Origin of the sequence: Acidithiobacillus acidisediminis, assembly GCF_023277115.1 — a bacterium.
In the GTDB taxonomy this organism is placed as follows: Bacteria; Pseudomonadota; Gammaproteobacteria; order Acidithiobacillales; family Acidithiobacillaceae; genus Igneacidithiobacillus; species Igneacidithiobacillus acidisediminis.
In genome coordinates this window covers 659,901-682,268 of record NZ_JALQCS010000001.1, presented here as the reverse complement: position 1 = coordinate 682,268, position 22,368 = coordinate 659,901, and the positions used below count along the sequence as shown (strand labels likewise).

At 59.8% G+C, this 22,368-nt stretch carries 13 protein-coding genes; 5 read left to right on the top strand and 8 right to left on the bottom strand.

The features are described 5' to 3' along the window. Positions 1-21 precede the first annotated feature (21 nt). Positions 22-768: a ribosome biogenesis GTP-binding protein YihA/YsxC gene (yihA, locus tag M5D89_RS03395; RefSeq protein ID WP_248884409.1), complete on the top strand. Its 747-nt coding sequence runs from the start codon at positions 22-24 to the stop codon at positions 766-768. A gap of 41 nt (positions 769-809) precedes the next feature. Then, positions 810-1,268 (top strand): NAD-binding protein, encoded by a 459-nt coding sequence (locus M5D89_RS03390; RefSeq protein WP_248884407.1) that lies wholly within the window; start codon positions 810-812, stop codon positions 1,266-1,268. 3 nt (positions 1,269-1,271) lie between these two features. Here M5D89_RS03390 and polA read toward each other — a convergent pair whose 3' ends face one another. After that, on the bottom strand, positions 1,272-3,974 hold the full coding sequence (gene polA, locus M5D89_RS03385) for a DNA polymerase I (RefSeq protein ID WP_248884405.1): 2,703 nt from the start codon (positions 3,972-3,974) through the stop codon (positions 1,272-1,274). Between the two features lie 68 nt (positions 3,975-4,042). Here polA and M5D89_RS03380 point away from each other — a divergent pair, with 68 nt between their 5' ends. From M5D89_RS03380 to M5D89_RS03370, 3 genes are read left to right on the top strand one after another with little or no spacing between them, the layout of a single operon-like run. Continuing rightward, positions 4,043-4,762 carry an LOG family protein gene (locus M5D89_RS03380; RefSeq protein WP_248884403.1) on the top strand — a complete coding sequence of 240 codons (720 nt, stop codon included), beginning with the start codon at positions 4,043-4,045 and terminating at the stop codon, positions 4,760-4,762. A 15-nt stretch (positions 4,763-4,777) separates the two neighbouring features. Continuing rightward, positions 4,778-5,110 carry a DUF2782 domain-containing protein gene (locus tag M5D89_RS03375; protein WP_248884401.1) on the top strand — a complete coding sequence of 111 codons (333 nt, stop codon included), beginning with the start codon at positions 4,778-4,780 and terminating at the stop codon, positions 5,108-5,110. 3 nt (positions 5,111-5,113) lie between these two features. Further along, positions 5,114-6,046, top strand: a complete 933-nt coding sequence (locus tag M5D89_RS03370) for a homoserine kinase (protein ID WP_248884399.1) — start codon at positions 5,114-5,116, stop codon at positions 6,044-6,046. An 8-nt stretch (positions 6,047-6,054) separates the two neighbouring features. Here the strand turns inward: M5D89_RS03370 and M5D89_RS03365 are convergent, their stop codons facing one another. The 7 genes from M5D89_RS03365 to M5D89_RS03335 form a co-directional block, all read right to left on the bottom strand. Next, positions 6,055-6,648, bottom strand: a complete 594-nt coding sequence (locus M5D89_RS03365) for a 2OG-Fe(II) oxygenase (RefSeq protein WP_248884397.1) — start codon at positions 6,646-6,648, stop codon at positions 6,055-6,057. Then, entirely contained in the window at positions 6,633-7,820 is a 1,188-nt protein-coding gene (locus M5D89_RS03360) for a glycosyltransferase family 9 protein (RefSeq protein WP_248884395.1), read from the bottom strand. The genes M5D89_RS03365 and M5D89_RS03360 overlap by 16 nt, the downstream gene beginning before the upstream one ends. Position 7,821: 1 nt before the next feature. After that, positions 7,822-9,969 (bottom strand): tetratricopeptide repeat-containing sulfotransferase family protein, encoded by a 2,148-nt coding sequence (locus M5D89_RS03355; RefSeq protein ID WP_248884393.1) that lies wholly within the window; start codon positions 9,967-9,969, stop codon positions 7,822-7,824. Between the two features lie 29 nt (positions 9,970-9,998). Continuing rightward, positions 9,999-17,990: an ESPR-type extended signal peptide-containing protein gene (locus tag M5D89_RS03350; RefSeq protein WP_248884392.1), complete on the bottom strand. Its 7,992-nt coding sequence runs from the start codon at positions 17,988-17,990 to the stop codon at positions 9,999-10,001. Between the two features lie 142 nt (positions 17,991-18,132). Then, positions 18,133-19,014 carry an autotransporter outer membrane beta-barrel domain-containing protein gene (locus M5D89_RS03345; protein ID WP_248884390.1) on the bottom strand — a complete coding sequence of 294 codons (882 nt, stop codon included), beginning with the start codon at positions 19,012-19,014 and terminating at the stop codon, positions 18,133-18,135. Positions 19,015-19,036: 22 nt separating this feature from the next. Beyond that, on the bottom strand, positions 19,037-20,083 hold the full coding sequence (locus M5D89_RS03340; protein WP_248884388.1) for an IS630 family transposase: 1,047 nt from the start codon (positions 20,081-20,083) through the stop codon (positions 19,037-19,039). Positions 20,084-20,093: 10 nt separating this feature from the next. Further along, entirely contained in the window at positions 20,094-22,208 is a 2,115-nt protein-coding gene (locus M5D89_RS03335) for a beta strand repeat-containing protein (RefSeq protein WP_248884387.1), read from the bottom strand. Positions 22,209-22,368: the final 160 nt, after the last annotated feature.

Below are 22,368 nucleotides of genomic sequence, written 5' to 3'. Positions count from 1 at the left end.
CAGCCCGGCTATGCTCCAAGCATGGACCATACCAAGCCCCATCTCGCCGCCAGATCCCAGCCCTTTGTTGCCCTGCAACAGGCGGAGTATCTGCTGAGTGTGACCCGCAGTGGCCAACTTCCCGCCGACGACGGTGCCGAAGTGGCCATGGCGGGGCGCTCCAACGTGGGCAAATCCTCAGTGCTCAACCGCGTCTGCCAACAACGGGCGCTGGCCCGCGTAAGCCGCACTCCCGGCCGGACTCAGGCGCTGAATTTCTTTACCTTGGGGACAACAGAACAGCGCCTGGTCGACTTGCCGGGTTACGGCTATGCCAAGGTTCCCGAGGCCATGCGGAAGCAATGGGGAGAACTGCTCAGTAGCTACCTGCGTGATCGCCGGAGCCTGCGCGGACTGATCCTGGTCATGGATATCCGGCATCCGCTCATGCCCTTCGATCGTGACCTTTTGCGCTTTGCCGCGCACTACCAGCGTCGCGTGCATGTCCTGCTCAACAAGGCCGACAAGCTTTCCCGTGGCGCCGCCCGCCAGACGCTGCTGCAGGTCTTGCGCGCCGGGGAAATGCAGGGGAGTACGGCGCAGTTGTTTTCCGCCAAGGAGGGCGAAGGGCTTGCCGAACTACAAACACAATTGGCGCTGTGGCTGGAAAAAAGCCCCCCGCCAGAAGCGGGGGACAATAACGAGTCCTCAAAGGGAGGAGAGGACTCCCATCCCGGACAGGGAGGTGAAGTCCGGGAAAAGCTACCCCCCTTTGATGCTAAAGACTAAAGTAAAGTTCAATTTTAATGAGATTATCGAGGGATACTGTAATGTCTCTGAAAAATCACTATCTTATTGTCGGCGACACGCCACTGGCGCGAAACAGTTACCGCGAGCTCAAGCAGCGTGAGCAGGTGGTGCGAGTGATTCTACTGCGTCAACCCGATGACACCTACTTTCAGGCCGAGGATGTGATCATTGGCGATGCCAGCGATACCGATGTCCTCAATCAGGCCGACGCGAGTGCAGCGGCAGCCGTGCTCGCCCTGCGGGCCGACGACTCGGAAAATGCCTTCATCATTCTCGCCGTACGCGAGCTACAAGGCCCCGCCAAGACGGTCGCCGCCGTCAATGACAGCAAAAATCTCAAGCGGGTGCAGCGCGTTCAACCAGAGATGATCATCGCCCCCCAGGTGATTGGCGGCGAGGTCCTGGCGATGGCGCTGAACGGGGAAGAACTCAGCAGCGACGCCATTCTCAAGATGTTCCACAACAACGCCACCCATTGATGGTCAAGAATGGGCCTCAGCCCAGGAATGTCCCCAACCTAAACTGACTTTCAGGGGTACCGCCAGCGCTGCCGCCCCTTCCATGCGTGCCCGCAAAGCCGCACAGGCTGCCTCCAGGCCCGGCTCTGGAACCTCCAGAATCAGCTCATCGTGGACCTGCAAAATCATCCTGCCGCGCTCAACATCCTCTTGTAGCCAGGCATCCACGGAAATCATCGCCAGTTTGATCAAATCCGCTGCCGTCCCTTGCATGGGGGCGTTGATGGCAGCGCGCTCAGCATAGTTGCGCCGGGCCGGATTGCGCGATTGAATCTCGGGTACATAGAGCCGCCGGCCAAAGAGGGTTTCCACATACCCCTGCTTGCGCGCTTGCGCGCGGGTCTGTTCCATGTACTCCTGCACCCCCGGATAGCGCTCAAAGTAGCGCTGCATGTAGGCCCGGGCGCTGGCCTGGTCGACCCCCAACTGTTGCGCCAGACCAAAGGCGGTCTGGCCATAAATCAGGCCAAAATTGATCGCCTTTGCCGCCCGCCGCTGCTCGTCGTTCACCTGTTCCGGCGCAATCTCGAAGACCTCGGCGGCCGTCGCACGATGAATATCCGCTCCCGCCGCAAAGGCAGCCAGCAAACCTGCATCCCGGGACAAGTGCGCCATGATGCGCAACTCGATCTGCGAGTAGTCGGCGCTGATCAGGAGATGGTCGGGAGCAGCGATAAAGGCGGCACGAATCCGACGTCCTTGCTCGCTGCGGACGGGAATGTTCTGCAGATTGGGATCGCTGGAGGACAGGCGCCCGGTGGAGGCCACCGCCTGACGATAATGGGTGTGTACCCGACCGGTGCGCGGGTGAATCATCTGCGGCAAGGCATCAGCATAGGTATTCCGCAATTTGGCCAAGCTGCGATATTCCAGAATCAGACCGGGTAGGGGCGAATGACTGGCCAGTTGGGCCAGGCTGTCCTCATCGGTGGAGGGCTGGCCCTTGGGGGTCTTTTTGAGCGCGGGCAATTGCATCTTGTCAAAAAGAATTTCCTGGATTTGCTTGGGCGAAGAGAGATTGAAGACCTGCCCGGCGAGCGCTTGCGCCTCCCGCTCTACTTGCTCCATGGCTGAGGCCAGTTCCGTGCTCAGCGCCTCCAGTTGCTCCCGATCGATCCTTACTCCGGCCCACTCCATGCGCGCCAGGACCAAAACCAAGGGCATTTCGATATCGTTGAATACCCGGCGAAGCCCTGGCTCTTTTTCCACTTGCGGCCAGAGTAGAGCATCGAGACGCAAACAAACATCTGCATCCTCTGCCGCATAGGGCAACGCCTCGTCGATGGGCACCGCAGCAAAGCTCCGCTGCTTCTTGCCCTTACCCGTCACGTCCTCGTAGCGGATGTTCTCGTGCTGCAAAAAGCGTTCGGCCAAATGATCGAGATCGTGGGGACCATTGGAATCGAGCACGTAACTGGCCAGCAGGGTGTCACGCAAGAGGCCTTGGGGTCGAAGCTCCTGTCCCCAGAAGATCTGCCAGTCGAACTTGGCATTCTGCGCCAGTTTGGGGCGCTCCGACTCCAGCCACGACCGTAACGCGGCCAGAACCTGTTGCCGCGGCAACTGCCTTCCTTCGCGGTGCCCGACGGGCAGATAGGCCGCCTGCGTCTCTCCATTCTCCTGCCAAGCAAAAGAAATCCCCACCAGATCGGCCTCATGCGGATTCAAGGAAGTCGTCTCGGTATCGATGGCGACCAGCTGCGCCGCCTCCAGGCGCTCCCGCAGTGTCATCAGGGCATCGTCCGTATCGATCAACCAATAGCGATCACGATGAATGGGGTCGGTCATCGAGGCGGGTCGCGCGGGCGCATCGCCGCCCCCTTGCTGCGCCTGAAATTCGCGCCGCCAAGTCGAGAAGCCGAGACGCTCGGCCAGAGCCAGGAGCGCCGCGATGTCGGCGGGACGCCGTTGGTAATCCTGCGCAGGGAGGGGGAGATCACAGCGAATGCGTGCCAAGTCGTGACTGCGCGGCAGAAATTCCCGGCTCTCGCGCAGGGCCTCGCCAATCTTGCCGCCAATCTCTTCGGCGTGGGCGAGAAGATTCTCCAGCGTCCCATACTGGGCGAGCCACTTCGCCACGGTTTTCGGCCCCGCCCCAGGAACCCCCGGAATGTTGTCCACCTTATCGCCAACCAAAGCAAGGTAATCAATGATCTGTGACGGCTCGACACCAAATTTTTCCCGTACCCCCGCCGCATCCAGCAGGGTGTTTTTCATGGTATCGATAATCTGGGTGCGGTCATCGATAAGTTGAGCGAGATCCTTGTCGCCACTGATGATGAGGATTGGACGTTGCGCCTCCGTCATCCGCGCCAGGGTGCCAATGACGTCGTCGGCCTCTACGCCTGGCTCGCGCAGGAGCGGCAAGCCCGTAGCGCCAATCCACTGCAATAGTGGCTCGATCTGCACCCGCAGTTCCTGCGGCATAGGGGGGCGGTGTGCCTTGTATTCGTTGAAAATTTCATCGCGAAAGGTCGGCCCGGGGGCGTCAAAGATGACGATGATCTCACCCTGCGGATACTCGCGTTCCAAACGCCGCAGCATATTCACTACACCGTAGATGGCGCCCGTGGGCAAACCATCCGGGGCGCGCAGATCGGGCAGTGCGTGGAAGGCGCGATAGAGGAAACTGGAGGCATCGACGAGGATGCGAGGATTTTCGGCCATGATAAGGACTTTTCCGCTGCTTTCCGCCATAATACGGAAAATTGGCGGCGATACGGTAGACCCACATCATGCGCGCACCCCTAGACAGCGAAAGACTCCGTGACGGCGGTGAGAGTCGCCTCACCCGCGAAGCCTGGAAAATCTTCCAGATCATGGCGGAGTTTGTGCGCGGATATGAGAAGCTCGCGGCGGTCGAGCCCTGCGTCAGCATCTTCGGCTCCGCCCGCTTGCCCGAGGAGCATCCCTGGTATCAACAAACCCTGACGATTGCGGAAAAGCTCTCCAACGCTGGATTTTCGGTCATCAGTGGCGGCGGTCCCGGCATCATGGAGGCCGCCAATCGCGGGGCACACCAAGGGAGCGGCTTCAGTATCGGCCTCAATATCGAGCTGCCGCATGAACAACACAGCAATCCCTATCAGGACATTTCCCTGTCTTTCGAACATTTCTACTCGCGCAAGGTGATGTTCATGAAATATGCTGCCGCCTACGTGGTCATGCCGGGCGGCTTTGGCACCCTGGACGAGCTAGCCGAATGCCTGACCCTGGTGCAGACTGGGAAAACCCGACGCATGCCCATCATTCTTTTTGATTCGCAATTCTGGGGTGGGCTAATCGAATGGTGGAAGAGCACAATGCTGGCCCACGGTACGATCAATCCGGAAGATCTGCAGCTGGTCACGGTGCTGGATGATCCGGATGCGGTGGTCGCGACCATCTTCAACCATTATGAGAAACGCGGTTTTGCTCCATCGGCGGCGGAAACCGAGGCCCTGCTCAACCTCTGAGGGAGGAACTCCATCATGTCACGTCATTTTGCGCTGTTCTTGGGTCTCGTTGCCTTCCTGTTCACGGCTGTCGCGTTGGCGGATGGTGGCCCAGAAAAGTATCCTTACCACCTGCCTCGTCTCGCTCCCCCCAAGCACAGTGTCCCAAAGGCCGAACTGCATGTGCCCAAGGGTTCCAAGATCGAGGAATTCAAGGCCGATGGGCAGATGTATATGGTCAAGGTGATTCCCCCCAAGCCCTTCCCCCCCTATTACCTGGTCAACAGGAATGGTCACGGCTTTACCCGCGAACCCAATTCCGACGCCGAGCGGATGGACGTTCCCCAATGGATTCTGCTGCGCTGGTAATCCATGGCCGTCTACACCGACATCCCCGACGCCGACCTGGCGAGCTTTCTGGCCGACTATGACTTGGGCAGCTTGGAAAAAATCGAGGGCATTTGTGCCGGCACCGAAAACAGCAATTATTTTCTCGACACCAGCGCCGGGCGATTCGTTCTGACCCTGTTTGAGCGCCTGCCAGTCAGCGAAATCCCCTACTATTTGCATGTAACGGAATGGCTTAGTCAACACGGTATTCCCTGCCCGGCCCCAGTACATGCCCGCCACGGCGAGATTCTGGGACAGCTTTGCGGTAAGCCGGCGGCCATTGTGCAGCGCCTTTCCGGGCAGTCGATTGAAGACCGGGCAGCGAGCGAGGGGGAGATTACGGCCCTCGGCCAACTGTTGGCGCGCATGCATCTGGCCGGGCGCGACTTCCCCGAGGAGCACCCCAATCCTGCGGGTCTCAACTGGTGCCAGGAGACCGGGCGGCGCCTGATCCCCAAACTCAGCCCGGCGGAACGCGAACTCCTGGTCGACGAGCGCGAGGCGCAAAAACAATGGCTGCGCGACAAGCTTCCCGGTGGGGTCATCCATGCCGATCTGTTCCCCGACAATGTCTTGTTCCAGGGCGTGGAGATCACCGGTACCATTGATTATTACTATGCCGGCGACGACGCTTGGCTCTACGACTTGGCGGTAGTAGCCAACTCCTGGTGCTCCTTCCCCGATGGCAGTCTCGACAAGAATCTCGCCGCCGCGCTCTGGCAGGCCTACGAGAGTGTGCGTCCCTTCGAGCGGCGGGAGCATGGCTTGTGGTTTCCCTACATGCGGGCCGCTGCCCTACGTTTCTGGCTGCTGCGTTTGGAGGCCAAGCACTTCCCCCGCGCCGGTCAACTCACGGCTCTGCGGGATCCAGAGGAATATCGTCGAATCCTGGAACGGCGCCGCGAATTCTGTTGATCCACCGCTCATCCGGCGTAAGGACTCTGGCGAATCCACTGGGTGGCGATCCATTTTTCTCCCTGAACTACGGGCAGGCCCGCATGGAGGGAGAGGGGATGACGCAGGCCCTGATCATCAAGATTGCGAAACTGCACGCCGCCACCGACAATAGGAAACACGCGTAGCCCCAACTCCGGGAAGGCCGTCTCTCCACCAGCCTCAACGGTATTGAGATAAAGAATCAGAGTCAGTTGACGATTACCCCCATGCGCCAAAGCGGGACTATCACTGGCAAAGGCGTCGAAATGGGGTTGATATTCCCCATCGGGGCGATAGTGCAGGATTTGCAAAGGCTCTTGGCAGGCCACCGGGACCCCGGTCAGTCGCGCAATGCCGTCAGCGATCTTGCCCAGAAGGGGGAAATCCTCCCGGCGGGGCCATGCCATTTCAGAAATACGTTGGTGATGACTGACTTCAGCACCCGTCCGCTCATCCGTGACCATGGCGGGTTGCAACAGCTGGCGACCAATACCGATGAGCTCTTGGCATTCGCCGGGGCTCAGCAAGCCCGCCCAGGCGGTCAGGGCGATGGCATCGACGTGCATCAGTTGCAGGGGCATAGGGGCTCCATTCGTAAAGCGTCCACGACTTCGGCCAACACGGCCTGCCAATCGCCGGGGCGAGGCTGGCGAAACAGTCGGTGGCTGGGATACCACGGGGTATCCCGCCGCTGGGTCATCCACCGCCATTCCGCCTCAAAAGGCAGCAAGACCCAAGCCCGCTTGCCCAAGGCGCCGGCCAGGTGCACCGGTGATGAGTCTACGGATATCAATAGGTCGGTCTCCGCAAGAATGGCTGCTGTATCTTCAAAGCTATGAATCTCCGTGTCCAGACGGTGGAGGCTCAACCCCTTGGGGGCGGCCTCTAGAGCCGCCGGGCCTTTTTGCAGGGCAAGGAAAGGAATATTTGCCGATACCAGCGGGACAAAATCCATCAGATGCATGGAGCGCTTGGCGTCATTGGGATGGGTGGGTCGGCCCGCCCACACCAGGGCGACCCGTGGCGTCCCTGCCCCGAGCAGCGCGTCCAAACGTTGGCGCCAGGACAACTGGCGGGCGGGATCGGCGCTGAGATAGGGGATGCTACCGGGAAGGTCGTGTAACTCCAGGCCCAGCGCGGCGGGAAGATCCATGAGTTGCGCATGCACATCGAAGTCGGGAGGCAAGGCCCCACGCGGAGTCACCTCAAGGTCAGAAAAGGCCCGCTGGGCAAAGGGTAGGGCCTCGGGGTTGACCTCTAACACCACCCGCCCAGCAAAACGGGCCTGGGCCGGACGCACCAGGCGCAGGAATTGGAAGGTATCGCCATAGCCTTGCTCGTCATGAATCAGCAGCGTTTGCCCGGGGCAAGGCTGGCCGCTCCAGCGCGGCTTTTGCACGTGACGTGTCAGGACCTTGGTGTGCGTGAGATCGTATCGATAACGATACTCCCGCCAGCCACGCTGAAAATCGCCGCTGGCGATCAGCATCTCTGCCAGGTCATAACGGGCCGGTAGATCGCCAGGAACGGTATCGACGATCATTTGCTGGATGGGCAAAGCCTCGGCCAAGCGGCCCTGTCGCCGTAAGGCCAGGACCTGCAGCTTCCACAGCGGAATAGGCGCCGTTCCTCCCGCGAGATAGGGCCGGAGCAAGGTGTCTACCGCCGCCGGCAACTCGGCGTGAATCAATGCCTGGCCATGGGCCAGCAGCCGGGCCACGACTTCAAGGGACGGGCTGGGGGGTCCGGACATGTCAGGGGGTCGTGGCGCGCCGTCGCCCTGCGCTGGTGGGGGCAGCGACGGGCAGATGATCAGGCGCCGGGCTCGGTGCCGCCTCCGGGTCAACGCCCAGTGTCGTCAGCAGGGGCTGAAGGTGGGCAGCATAGGGCCGCCAACGACCCACGGCGCGCCCATGCAGAGGCTCTCGGACCTGGTTGACGCTGGCCGTGCGCACCCGGCCAGGCCGACGATGGAAGTCGTTGATCGCAGTCTCCCAGTCGAGTCCCAGGAAGGTCAAGAGACGCCGTACCTGGGGCTCGAAGTCCGCGACCAGCGCTTCGTAATCCACGATCAGGAAGCGATCAGGCGGGAGCAACGCCTGCCAGTGGGTGAGCAAGCGCGAGGCGTCTTGGGCAAAGCGGCCAATCTCGTCGAGTCGGTAGGAAAACCGCTGCTCACCGGAAAAAAGTTTGGTGTAGCAGGACAGCCCCGTATCCACCAGATCCCGGCGACACCAAATGACTTTGGCCTGGGGCAGGATCAAGGGAATGAGACCCGCATAGAAGAAATTGCCGGGCATCTTGTCGATCAGGTAATGGTGCCCTCCTGCCAGGGGTGCGGTCTTGGCCAGATAGGCCGCGCCCCACTCCTGTAACTTGCCGGGCGTGATCTGGGTCAAGACCTCGGGGTAGTTTTGCTCGCTCATGACCTGCTGCAGGGCGCTGAGTTCGCCCCCGGCTTGGACATGAGAATGGGCAGCCAACACCCGCTCGACCAGGGTGGTGCCCGAACGGGGCAGACCCAGCACAAAAATCGGCTGACCAGGGTCCTTTTCATCTTGACCCTGGCCCTGACCAGTCAGGGCTTGGTAGCGTTCCGGGGTGAGCACCCCCATGATGGCGTCGGTCCAGACCGAAACCTGATCGGCATCGTAAGCAAAGCTCGCCCTTTTTTGGGCATTGCCGGCATGAAAGTGGGCAAAGGCCCGATCCCCATCGCCAACGTCCAAGAACGCCTTACCCAAGGCAAAGTGCAGCCGCATTTGATCCCGGGGCAGACGCTGCGGGCTGGCCAGCAGGGCCTCCATCTGGGCGATCCGGGGATCTTCGGGACCGAATTGGTGCAAGTCGGCCCAGTTGTACCACGCACTAGCTGACTGCGGAAAACGTTCAATCAGCTGGGCGAAGGTGTGATCGGCGGTCTCTTTATGCCCCTCCTCCATATGCAGAACCGCCGCCGCGATGACCGCGTCTTCGGTCTTGGTACCGGGGAGCTCAGCGGCTCGGACAAAAGCGCTCAGGGCAGCATCAGTGCTGCCTTGGGCCTGCCGGACGCGTCCGAGGGCATAGTGGGCGTCTGCCGACTGGGGTGCCAGGGCTACCGCCGCCTCGGCATCAGCGGCTGCGGCCAGCAGGTTTTCTTGCTCCACATACAAGATGGCGCGTGTTGCCAAGCCACCGGCATGCTGGGGCGCGAAGGCCAGCAGGGCGTGCAGCCAATGCAAGGCTTCTGCCGTCTGCCCGGCCTCGAGTTCAACAGCGGCCAGGTTGATGTAGGCATCCGCCAAGTGGGGGTTGAGAACAATGGCTTGCCGTCCAGCTGCCCGCGCGGCCTCTGGGTCCCCGCGATCCGTGAGCATTTTCGCCAAATTGCTATAAGGTTGGGCGTACCCAGGATCCTGGGTAATGGCCTCACGCCAATACTGTTCCGCCTGGGTCAGATCGCCCTGTCGCAAACAGGTATTTCCCAAATTATTGAGCACTTGGGGGTTGTTGGGCTCCAGACAGCGCACTCGTTCCAAACACTCCCGACTCTCGTCGTAGCGCCCCATCTCCTGCAGAAGGATACCCAGATTGTTCCAGGCTCCGGCCAGTTCGGGGGCCCGGTCCAGGGCAGCCCGTGCAGCCGCCTCACCTTCTGGTAGTCGACCGCGCAGACGGTAGAGCTCGGCCAAGTTGCTGAAATACACTGGGGCAGCTTGGGGATGGGCGGTCGCTTGGGCCAGCATGACGATGGCTTGCTCGGTGTCACCGTATGCGTGGGCGATGAGGCCAAGCAGGTGCAGGGCATCGGGCTGACCGGGCACGGCCGCCAAAATACGCTGACAGAGCTGCTGCGCAGGTGCCGCCTGACCGGCCTGCCAATGGGCGTTGGCCCGTTGCAGGGCCTCGGGAAGGGTCATGCTAGGGGTTTCGAGGGGAGAGTTTGGTGTCACCATTGGTAGCGCGCTATCAGATCAAAGGTGTTGTAGTGGGTGTTGCCGGCATACTGCCCCTGCCACGCGAACTTCGCAATCCAGGGACCGTGTCCCTGAACCGTCAAGCCAAGACCGGGATCAAAGGCACCCGCCGGGGCAACCAGGGTGCGGGCAATATTTTCGTTGGCACCCGCTAGACCGACCTTTTGCAGGACATTGAGGTGCAGTGTGCCGACATTGGCGCTCCCTCCTGCCGACACCCAAGGGACCCAGGTCAGTCCCTGGGCGTGCAGGTCAACGCCGGCCCGGAGCCCGAGGGTCAAGTCGCCGATATTGGTGGCCTCACGCCCCAGCTGCAAGTCGAGTAGGCCAGCGCCATGCTCGGTGTACGCAGACAGGGCCGTATGCAGATAGGTCATCCGGCCATAGGGAATGAGGAAAGCGTGATCGAGAGGTACCAAGTATTGCATCTGGATACCCGTACCTAGGAAGGTGCCCTGGGTGCTCCCATTGGCCACCAGGCTAGTGGGTAGCAAATCGCGGGTGCTGTCAGCGGTCAGGACGCCCCCACCCAAGTCACCGGAGATGCGCAGGTGGCCATGGGTGTAGATGCCGTAGGCAAAGCCGCCAAAGCTGTGGCCGTTGACTCGCTGGTAGACGGAGCTGGTGTCTGTGCCGGAGCCAGACAGGGCGACTCCCAGTACCCAATGGCGGCCAGCACGGGCTCCGTAGCCCAGAACGCCACCGTAATCGCTGACGTTGTCGCCATTGCTACGGCCAAAACCACCAAATCCCTTCGCCCAGGTACCCAGGCGCGTGCTGGTGAAGTGCATTTTGCCGTCAGCAGCGAGTACGCCTTGAGAACCATCCAACACGGTATTCAGGGCTACATGTAAGGATTGATTGTTGATATAGGGAGCATTGACAGCGCTATACCCCGTATTGAAGTCCTTGGAGACCAGCTGAGGCTCGTTGGTGGGGTAGGGAACCAACTCGGGAGCTGGAGCCGGTGCTGGAGCTGGTGCTGGAGCTGGAGCTGGAGCTGGAGCTGGTGCTGGTGCTGGAGCTGGTGCTGGAGCTGGTGCTGGAGCTGGTGCTGGAGCCGGTGTTGGAGCCGGTGTTGGAGCCGGTGTTGGAGCCGGTGTTGGAGCCGGTGTTGGAGCCGGTGTTGGAGCCGGTGTTGGAGCCGGTGTTGGAGCCGGTGTTGGAGCCGGTGCCGGTGCTGGTGCTGGTGCTGGTGCTGGTGCTGGTGCTGGTGCTGGTGCCGGTGCTGGGGCCGGGGCCTTGGCATCCAGGGTCAGGATGGCGTCGGTCGCGGTATAGCTGAACTTGGGCGTCAGATAACTGGCAAAGGCCGGGTTGTAATTGACCGAGGCAAAGGTGCCCGTCAGCCCCTTGCTGGCCGTAATGAGATCATAGGTATTGCCCGCATCGCTCTGGACAAAGCTGCCCATATCCAGAATATCCAGCACGCCGTTCAACTGCGCCGTGCCGGTGATGGCGAGCTGACTGTAATCGGTGCCGGGTGTGGCATCCTGAGGTGTCACCAGCATAGCCAGGGTGCCCGTGGAGCCTTGCACGTAATCCCCCGTCAGGCTGAGCATTCCTGGCGCCGTGGTGGTGCCCGTCACCGCGCCGATGGTCAGGATGCCTTGGTTACTGACCGTACCCACAGTCCAGGTGTCGTTTACCGTCCAGTCGCCGGTGATGGTCAGAGAACCGTTCGGATCGTTGATGGGCGTGGTTGTGCCCATCACTGGATCGCCCTCGAGCAAAATCGTGCTGGCCGTCGTGCCGGCATTGATCGCGCCCTGCACGTCGCTGCCCGTACCTAGAATCAGGGTATCAGGGCTGTTGGCCATACTGATCGCCGTACCGCCCGTGCCGATGATCGTGCCCGTGTTGCTCAGGGTCGTGCTGGCGCCGTCCAGATCAATGCCCGTCTTTCCGGTGACAACACCCGCGTTGATGAGCTGCCCCATCTGGCCACTGTCTTGAATGCCGTACTGCCCTGCTCCGCTGATGGTACCGATGTTAATCAGAGTACCGATACTAGCCTGATTTAAAACGCCCGTGATGCTGCCCGTTACAACACCCCCATTGCCCAGGCTACCTAGCACGCCTTCGTTGAACACCCCGGTCTTGCCACCGTTGATAGTTCCCGTACCGGTATTCTGGAAGCTATCGATAGTGCCATAGCTATTGCTCACGGCGACATGCTGGCTGGTGATGGTTCCTGAATTATTGAGCGCAGTGATTGTCCCGCCATTGCCCAGGCCGGTGCCGGCGGCAAGGATAGTCCCGCTGTTAACTAAACTCGTCACTATTCCTTGGTTGATCAGGGCCTCGCTGCCACCACTGATGGCACCACTATTGTTCAGGGTGCCAAGAGTTCCCAGGTTAAAAAGCTCCAGACCAACGCTGCCTACCGTACTGATGCTGCCCGCATTATTCAGTTGGCCAACGCTGCCAGAGAAGAGGAAAACCTCATTCATCTGTCCCGTCGTCTGGTTGTTCAACGTACCAATGCTACCGGCGTTGTAAAGACCGGAGACCGTACCGTGGATTGTCCCGGAATTCGATAGAGATCCAATGCTGCCGACATTATTCAGTGCCGTCTTTTTATTGCCCCCAATCGTGCCAGAATCCGCATTACGCAGTGCGCTGATGGAGCCTGAAGACGCGTTGATCATGGTGTCAATAACGCCCAGGTTATCCACGCCCTCCAGACCGCCAGAAATATTGCCGCTGTTACTCAGGCTACCAATGGTCGAATTGTCGCCATTGGTTAGGCCCGTCGCCACGCCCTGCAAGCGGCCCAGGCTGCCATTGACCAGCGTTCCGATGCTACCCCCCGTATTACCAAGTGCCGAGACAAAGGAGTGGCCGACGGTCCCTAGTGTGGCCAAAATCTGTCCCGTGTTGATCAAAGATCCGATGGACCCGGCATTACCAAACGCATTGCTGGCCAAAGTGCCGATACCTACGAGCTGCCCACTGTTGATTACCGTACCCACACTGCTCTGCGCATCAACAGCCATGGGCGAGTTTGCCTGAATTAGGCCCTGGTTGTTCAGGATCGCCAGACTACCCAAGACCTCGGCAGCAAGTGGCTTGGCCACTAGCGTGGGCGTCACCAGTATCCCGATGCCGCCGCTCGGCACAGTGCCTGCGTTCAACAAAGTGCCATTGGTCAGGACAATCGGTGCCGCCGTCCCCAGCGTTGCACCATCGAGTTCCACCGTACTCGCCGTCGTGCCCGCATCGATGGTGCCCTGCACGTCACTACCGGTGCCGAAGATCAGGGTATCAGGGCTGCCGACCATGCTGATAGCCGTACCGCCGGTGCCGATAATCGTGCCGGTATTGCTCAAGGTACTACTCGCGCCAACTAAATTGACGCCTGTTTTGCCTTGCATCCGTCCGGTATTGACCAGTTGGACCACGCTGCCGTTGTCATTGATGGCTATTCCGGCCGTGCTGATGCTCCCGGCATTGCTTAAGCTGCCACTGACCGTGCCTGTGGGCGTAACGACTACGGCGCTGGTCTTGCTACTGTTGATGGCAAAATCCGCAATACTCGTGGAGATGGTCGCAATGGTCGGCGGGATAACCGTGGCATCCAGGGTCAGGATGGCGTCGGTCGCGGTATAGCTGAACTTGGGCGTCAGATAACTGGCAAAGGCCGGGTCATAGTTGACTTGAGCGAAGGTGCCGGCAATTCCCTTGCTGGCGGTGATCAGATCGTAGGCATTACCAGTATCACTCTGAACAAAACTCCCCATATCCAGAATATCCAGCACACCGTTCAGCTGCGCAGAGCCGGTGATGGCAAGCTGACTGTAATCGGTGCCGGGTGTGGCATCCTGGGGCGTGATCAGCATGGCCAGGGTGCCCGTGGTGCCTTGAATATACGTTCCCGTCAGGCTGAGCATTCCTGGCGCCGTGGTAGTACCCGTCACCGCGCCGATGGTCAGGATGCCTTGGTTACTGACTGTACCCACAGTCCAGGTGTCGTTTACCGTCCAGTCGCCGGTGATGGTCAGAGAACCGTTCGGATCGTTGATGGGCGTGGTTGTGCCCATCACTGGATCGCCTTCCAGCAAAATCGTACTGGCCGTCGTGCCGGCATTGATCGCGCCCTGCACGTCGCTGCCCGTGCCTAGAATCAAGGTGTCTGGACTGCCGGCAATCGTGATCGCCGTACCGCCCGTGCCGATGATCGTGCCCGTGTTGCTCAGGGTCGTGCTGGCGCCGTCCAGATCAATGCCCGTCTTTCCGGTGACAACACCCGCGTTGATGAGCTGCCCCATCTGGCCACTGTCTTGAATGCCGTACTCCCCTCCACCAATGCTGCCACTGTTGCTTAGGGTACCAATGCTGCCAATGCTGCCGCTGTTTAAGATACCGACAGCAGTACCGATGATGCTGCCGCCCTTTTCATTGTTCAGGCTGCCAATGCTGCCGTTATAATTGGAAACGCCAAACTCGCCGTTAGTAGCACCAACATTGGCCAGACTGCCAATGCTGCCGTTGTTGGAGATGCCATCAATGGTACCGAAGATGATGCCAACCTGTTCATTGTTCAGACTACCAATGCTGCCGCTGTTGGAGATGCCGTCAATGGTGCTGCTGATGCTGCCGCTATTGGTCAGTACAGCGATGGAGCCATCATTGAACAGCCCCGTCTTGCTTGCGGAAATGGTCCCACTGTTATTCAAAGCAGTGAGCGCGCCCAACATGTCAGCATTTGCGACAAAGGTGCCAATGGTCGCGGCGTTGACGATGCCGTATGACTGCCCGCTCAAGGTACCCTGATTGATGAGGGTGCCATCGGGCGCGCTGATGGGGGCGATACTGCCCAGGTTCTGACTGCCTTGCAGCTCCAGGGTGCTGGCCGTAGTGCCAGCGTTGATAGTGCCTTGTATGGTACTACCGGCACCCAGAATAAGGGTATTTGGCCCGCCGCCAATACTGACAGCGGTACCACTGGTACCCACAATTCTACCGGTGTTGTCCAAGGTAGAATCAGATGTGTAAAAATCTACGCCCAAACTGCCAGAAATCAGTCCACTGTTGCTAAATTGACCAATAGTTCCACCCTGGCCAATACCAGTTTTGATACTGGTTATGGTTCCAGAATTGCTCAAAGTGGCCATCGATCCAAGATTATATAGGCCGTCTAGCGAATTACTCTCGCCCTGAATCAATCCAAGATTTGAAAAATCACCAACCGTTCCATAATTGTAAACAACAACACGATTCCCAAGCAGCGTGCCAGAATTACTCAATACCGATACACTTCCAGCGTTGTCTATGACATCGCCATGGGTCGAGTTAATAATCCCGGAGTTTTCCAGCGTCCCTATCACACCAGAATTTTGAATGAAGGGAGGAGCGTTGATCGACAACACTCCGGTATTGGACAAGGTCCCGGAAATCGTGCCCGTTGTTGCTACCACCACACCGTTGGTTTTGCTGACATCCACAGTGAATTCAGGAACGGAGGTCGCAATCGTTGCCACTGTGAGCGCGGCTGTCGCCGCATCCAAGGTCAGGACCAGATCATTGCCCACGGTACTGATCACCGGCGTCAGATAACTGGCAAAGGCTGGGTCATAGTTGACTTGAGCGAAGGTGCCGGCAATTCCCTTGCTGGCGGTGATCAGATCATAGGTATTGCCCGCATCGCCCTGGACAAAGCTGCCCATATCCAGAATATCCAGCACCCCGTTCAGCTGCGCAGAGCCGGTGATGGCTAACTGGCTGTAGTCCGTACCCGCCGTCGTGCCTTGCGGTGTCACCAGCATGGCCAGGGTGCCCGTCGAACCCTGGACGTAATTACCCGTCAGGTTCAGCAGCCCCGGCGCCGTGGTCGTCCCCGTCACCGCGCCGATGGTCAGGATGCCTTGGTTACTGACCGTGCCCACAGTCCAGGTGTCGTTTACCGTCCAGTTACCGGATTGGGCAATGGTCAGAGAGCCGTTCGGATTGTTGATGGGCGTGGTTGTGCCCATCACTGGATCGCCTTCCAGCAGGATGGTACTGGCGGTGGTCCCCGCATTGATGGTGCCTTGCACGTCACTGCCCGTGCCTAGAATCAGGGTATCAGGGCTGTTGGCCATGCTGATCGCCGTACCGCCCGTGCCGATGATTGTGCCCGTGTTGCTCAGGGTCGTGCTGGCGCCGTCCAGATCAATGCCCGTCTTTCCGGTAACGACGCCCGCGTTGATGAGCTGCCCCATCTGGCCACTATCGTGAATGCCGTACTGCCCTGCTCCGCTGATACTGCCGCCATTGGTCAGTACAGCGATGGAGCCATCATTGAACAGACCCGTCTTGCTTGCGGAAATGGTCCCACTGTTATTCAAAGCAGCGAGCGCGCCCAACACGTCAGCATTTGCGACAAAGGTGCCAATGGTCGCGACGTTGACGATGCCGTATGACTGCCCGCTCAAGGTACCCTGATTGATGAGGGTGCCATCGGGCGCGCTGATGGGGGCGATACTGCCCAGGTTCTGGCTGCCTTGCAGCTCCACGGTGCTGGCTGTAGTGCCGGCATTGATCGTGCCTTGCACGTCACTGCCGGTGTCGAGGATGAGGGTGTCTGCACCACCGGTCATGGAGATGGCGGTGCCCTGCACCCCGATGATGGAGCCGGTATTGGTCAGGGTGTTCCCGCTGCCGGAGAACTCCACGGCAGCAAGCGCCGTCGTTCCGGTAAAGTTTGCGGCGTTGACACCGCTTTCGATGCTGCCAGTATTGCTAATCGTCGACCCACCGGTGGCGACGACACCCGCCCCCCCGATACCCCCCGCGCCGTCCAGGCCAGCGACGCCATTCGCGCCCACCGTACCACTAGTGGACCCGGCCGTACCGCCCTTGCCAGCGGCTCCACCCAAACCGCCCGCGACGCCGGAACCACCGACAATCGTCCCCGCATTGATCAGCGAAAAATTGCTGCCGTTTACCCCGGCCCCGCCGGCGCCACCAGCACCCCCAGCGCCGCCATTCCCACCTTTCACGCCATTGACGGTGCCGGTACCCCCTCTGCCGCCCGCGCCACCCGTCCCACCGGCGGCACCATTTCCACCCACAATGCTGCCTGTCAGCGCGTTAGTGATGGTGAAACCGCTACCCTGGACCGCGTCATTACCACTACCGCCGGCAGCGCCAGTGCCACCCGCACCACCAACACCCGGGCCATAGCCAGACTGCGCGTCTGCCCCAGCCGCGCCGTTGGCGCCGGCACCACCCTGGCCACCAGCACCCCCGACAATCTCGCCCCCATTGTCGAGCTGGAAATCATTGCCCCAAAATGCTGTGCCGCCCTGGCCACCGCCGCCACCGTCCGACCCCGCCGGGCCATTTTCTCCCAGCGCCCCGCCCGCAGTAGAAGATCCAGAACCACCGGCCCCACCGACGCCACCGGCAATGGTAACGCCACTGGCTACGCTATCGTCATCACTGGCCGTCAGGCCCGTAAACGCCGGCAGGCCACCCGCGCCGCCGCCGCCACTGCTCTTGGAATCGTAAAAAACGGCATGGACGCTGTTCCCTCCGGCGCCACCAGTACCCGTACCCTCGCTACCCGGTTTGCCCGGCACCCCTAGAGGATGATTCCATTGACTACCATAATAAGCGCCCGCCCTGCCCCAGTAGTCGGCGTAAATGGTCGATAGGGTGCCGTTGCTGCCCGCTAGGCCGTAGCCACCCAGGGCACCTCCTCCCGAAGGCACTCCCTCATTCGGCAGTCCCGCGGCCCAGCCAGTCCCTTTTTGTCCTGGTTTACCGGCGGTGCCCGTCGTGCTGCTCAGTGCCATCACCGCTGCCTGGGAGAGTCCCGGCATACCGCAAGCCAAGAGCATCGTCAGCGTCAGGTGCCTTGCCAGCCTGCGCGCTCCCCGGCCCGTACCCGGCGCCTTGGCGTGGCCCTTGGTGTGCTCAGACGCCACCTGCAAACACCCCAGGGCACGGTTGAAAATCAAGCGGTAGATGCGATTCATAGGGCGTCCTTCCGGCATTTCGTAGTCTGTTGCGCTGTAAGGATTATTTGCCACCCACCAAAGACTGGTGAACGGCAATGTTCACTGTTTTCTTACCACGGAAGGCCCGGACAATCGTCCCGGCTTCCCGTCCTTCATCGCATCACCAACGATAGTTCGCCAACAGCTCAAACTGATTGAGATGGGTATCACCAGCGAACTGGCCGTTGTAGTTGAACTTGACGGTCCAGGGCACTGCATGCCCCTTCAGCATCAGGCCCAAGCCCGTGTCCAGGGCGCCGTTGGGGGCCACCAGCCCGATCTCGGTGGTACTCAACAGACCCACGGTTTCTGCCTGGGCAACGTGCAAGGTACCGGCATAGGCCGTGCCTCCCAAAGAGACCCAAGGAATCAGGGTCATACCCCCCAGATTCAGATCCGTGCCGGCACGCAATCCGCCACTGAAGGCTGTCACATTGGTGTGGATGCCGCCGTAGGTGATGTTCAGGTTGGCAATGTTGCCCGCCCCCTGCTCGCTGAATCCGTTGAACTGGGTATGGATGTAGTTGATCCGGCCATAGGGCATCAAGAAATTCTGCCCCAAGGGGATCAAATACTGCCCCTGCAGGCCCGCACCAAAGTACCAGCCGTTGGTCGCACCGGTGGCCGTTTCATAGAGCTGATTATCGGGCGTGTAGATGCCACGATTACTGTTTTGGTGCAGATAGCCTGCGCCCAGGGTCGCGGAGATGCGCAATTGGCCTTGGGTATCGATGGCGTAGGCAAAGCCACCAAAGCTGTTGGTGGTAACCTTTTGGTAGAAGGTGCTCGCCCCGGTGCCCGCGCCCGCGAAGGCCGCGCCCACCACCCAATGGGGATCGACGGCCAGCCCGTAACCGGCCACACCGCCATAGTTTTCGATGCTGGCACCGTCGGAGCGTCCAAAGGCACCAAAGCCTTTGACCCAGCTCCCCAGGCGGCTATCGGTAAACTGCGGGCCATCCCGTCCGTCTACCTGGCCGGCGCCGTCCAACAAGGTAGACACTACGGCATTATTAACCAGGCCCTTAAATATCCAACATAGCGTAACGAGCGGCAGGGTGATGGAAATAGCGAGAGACCTTCTCCGGCAGGAGACAGAGACCATTCATGAAGGCCATGGCCTTTGCCAAGAGGGTGGTTTTGTCTGTGCTCATAGGCCCGTTGCGTAGGGCCGTTTTGAAATCCCGGTTGAGGTATTCATCCGGGTTGGACTCTGGCGCATAAGGCGGCAGAAACACGAGCTCAATGCGGTCCTTCTTATCGGCCAGCCAGGCCGTTACCACCTTGGCGTGATGCACCCGTAAGTTGTCGACGATCAGGAAGATCTTCTGTTCGGCATGGCGGATCAGCTTTTCCAGGAAGGCGATGAAACGCTCGGTGTTGATGCTGCCCTCCACCATCTCAAAGGCAAGTTCTCCGCGCGGTGAGATCGCCGATATCATGGACAGACTGGTCCATCGTGCTGGATGTTCGAGGAGCGGCGTCTGGCCTTGGGGCGCATATCCACGCACCCAATGGGCGTCCTCTTTGACGGCCGTTTCGTCGCCCCAGTACAGCACTGCACCCTCGCGCAGGGCGCGCGCTCGGACTTGGGGATAATCCACTTCCAGCCATTGGCGCACTGCTTCTGGGTTCTGCTCCATCGCTCGCTTGACCGGACGCTGGGGCGTAAAACCCCAGCGCTTGAGGTACTTGCCTACCAGGCGCACCTGCAGATCTATCCCAAAGCGATCCCGGATCAATTGCCGGATGGCCGGCCGGGTCCAGAGGGCAAAAGGCATTTGCAACTGCCGCGGATCCCGTTGCACGATCTGATCCCGAACCCAGGCTTCCGCAGCCAACGTCAATCTGCGACAGGCCCCTACAGGACGCCCTCGCGGCCGTTCATCAAGGCTTTTGCCCCCCTCTCGTTTGGCTTGCGCCAACCACCCGCGAATGGTCGAGGGATGGGCGCCAGAGACCTTGGCCAGGTCTTCCACCCGCATACCAGACTGCTGGCGTAGCCGCAGCACCATCTGCCGAAGCAGATTCCGCCCCTCTACCGTCAACTTGCGCACATCTATCCGTTCCATACTCGCTATTCTACCATAGATAAGTCGGATATTTATGGGCCTGGTTAATAGCGCCCATATTGACGGCAAAGGTAGAGGCCGCGACTACCCGCCCCTGATAGAAGAGGTTGGCCTTGCTCAATACCTCGCTAGACGGGTAGACGGGGGCTGGGGCCGGTGCTGGAGCCGGTGCTGGAGCCGGTGCTGGAGCTGGAGCTGGAGCTGGAGCTGGAGCTGGAGCTGGTGCCGGAGCTGGTGCTGGGGCTGGGGCTGGGGCTGGGGCTGGGGCTGGGGCCGGGGCTGGGGCCGGGGCTGGGGCCGGGGCCGGGGCCGGGGCCGGGGCCGGGGCCGGGGCCGGGGCCGGGGCTGGGGCCGGGGCTGGGGCTGGGGCCGGGGCCGGGGCCGGGGCTGGGGCCGGAGCCGGTGTTGGGGCCGGAGTACCAGCCGCCACCAGGACCAGGTTTGCATCGTTCTTCCCATAACGCATCTGCGGATAGACGTAGTTTGTCAGCGCTTGCAAACCGTTTACGTTCGCAAAGGTACCGATTAACCCTCCCGCGGCGTGAATCAAGTCATAATTTGCGCCCAAGGTATAGGACGACGCCGTGCCGTTGGGCACGATATCGAGAGTGCCATCAAGGCTCGCCGTACCGGTAATGCTCAGTTGGCTGTAGTCTGTGCCCGCCGTTTTGTCTGAGGGGGTAATGGCCATTTCCAGGGTGCCACCAGGACCCTGCGCGAAGTTGCCGGTCAAGCTTAAGGTACCCGGAGCAATGGTGCTGGCACCAACCAGCCCCCCCCCCACCGCCAGAGTCCCATCATTCGTTACCGTCGCCAAGGTCCAACTGTCATTCACGGTGACATCGCCAGCAGAAGTGATCGTCAGAGTGCTATTGGAACCTTGAATTGGCGTATTACTGCCCACAGCCTGGGCACCATTCATGAGAATCGTACTGGAAGAACTCCCTGTATCGATTGCACCCTGAATGTCACTACCCGCACCAAGTATGAGTGTTGATGGATTATTGTTATCTATAAGTATGGCGGAAGACAAACTCCCAGCAATAATGGTACCGGTATTTGTCAATGTCGTGCCGGCCCCCCCAAGCCGGATGGCAACACCAATGCTACCCGCCTGAATCAAACCACCGTTAATGATCTGACCGATAGTGCCCTGGTTTTCTATGGCATTATCCTCTTTGGCACTGATAACACCGTAATTGGATAGCGTACCGATGCTAGCGTCATTAAAAATGCCCGATGCTACTCCAGTAATGCTACCCGCACTGGTATTATTCATGTATTCAATAGCACCATTAGTGACGACCACTCCAGTACCTGCTGTACCAGCGCCCGAAATAGTACCGACGTTCGTCACCGTTCCGATGCTGCCAAAGGCGTTGCGGAGTCCTGCAAAAGTGTTTCCGCTGACCGTACCGCTATTGATTAAGTTACCGATATAGCCTGCGTTTGCAATACCACTGTGTCCGCCGATGATCAATGCACCACTGTTCGATAAAGTCGCAATCGTGCCGTTATTCTCAATACCACTAATCGCTCCAGTAATCACGCTTGCGTTGACCAGAGTACCCACAGAAGCACTGGAGCCCAGGTTGACGAACCCTTCCTCCGTGCCAGCGATCGTACCGCCGAGATTGATCAGGTCATCAATTTTGCCCGAGTTACCCACTGCAATCTTGCCACCGATGGATCCACTATTGCTGAGTGTCGCGATCACACCACTACCGCTGATGCTAATACCTGAAGTGTTTGCGCTCCCTCGTATCGTTCCCTCGTTTGTAAGAGTTCCTGTGATCGTGCCACCGGGACCAACAATGACTGAACTTGTGCCGCTGCCAGTGATAGTGAGACTGCTAGTGCTATTGTTGATGGATTGCTGTGCAGCATGAGCCAAGACTGGCAACGCCGCTCCGCCCCCCAAGACCAATAGCGGCAAGGCCGAGCGTAGGGCAGCACGCAAGCCTGTTCCAAGGCCAAGGGCTCGCGCGGGAGCGCGGTCCGCGCGAGGTGCCGTGCCTGCACCCTTACGCCGCCCAACCCCTGCGTTACCAGCGCGTGCGATTTCCGAAGCGACTTGGAGCTGGCCTGTAGCGCGACTAAAGATCAAGCGATAAACAGCATTCATGAGCGGTGTTCTCCTTATAGGGGCGACGAATCGGTGGTACGCATCACCTATCATTACAATTAACTGTAAGTAAGGCGCGCTGCGGTTTTGTGATGAGAATGTTATCAATAAAGCAGCATATATATCGTTTCTTGTGCGTTTTGTATTTATTTCTTATAGT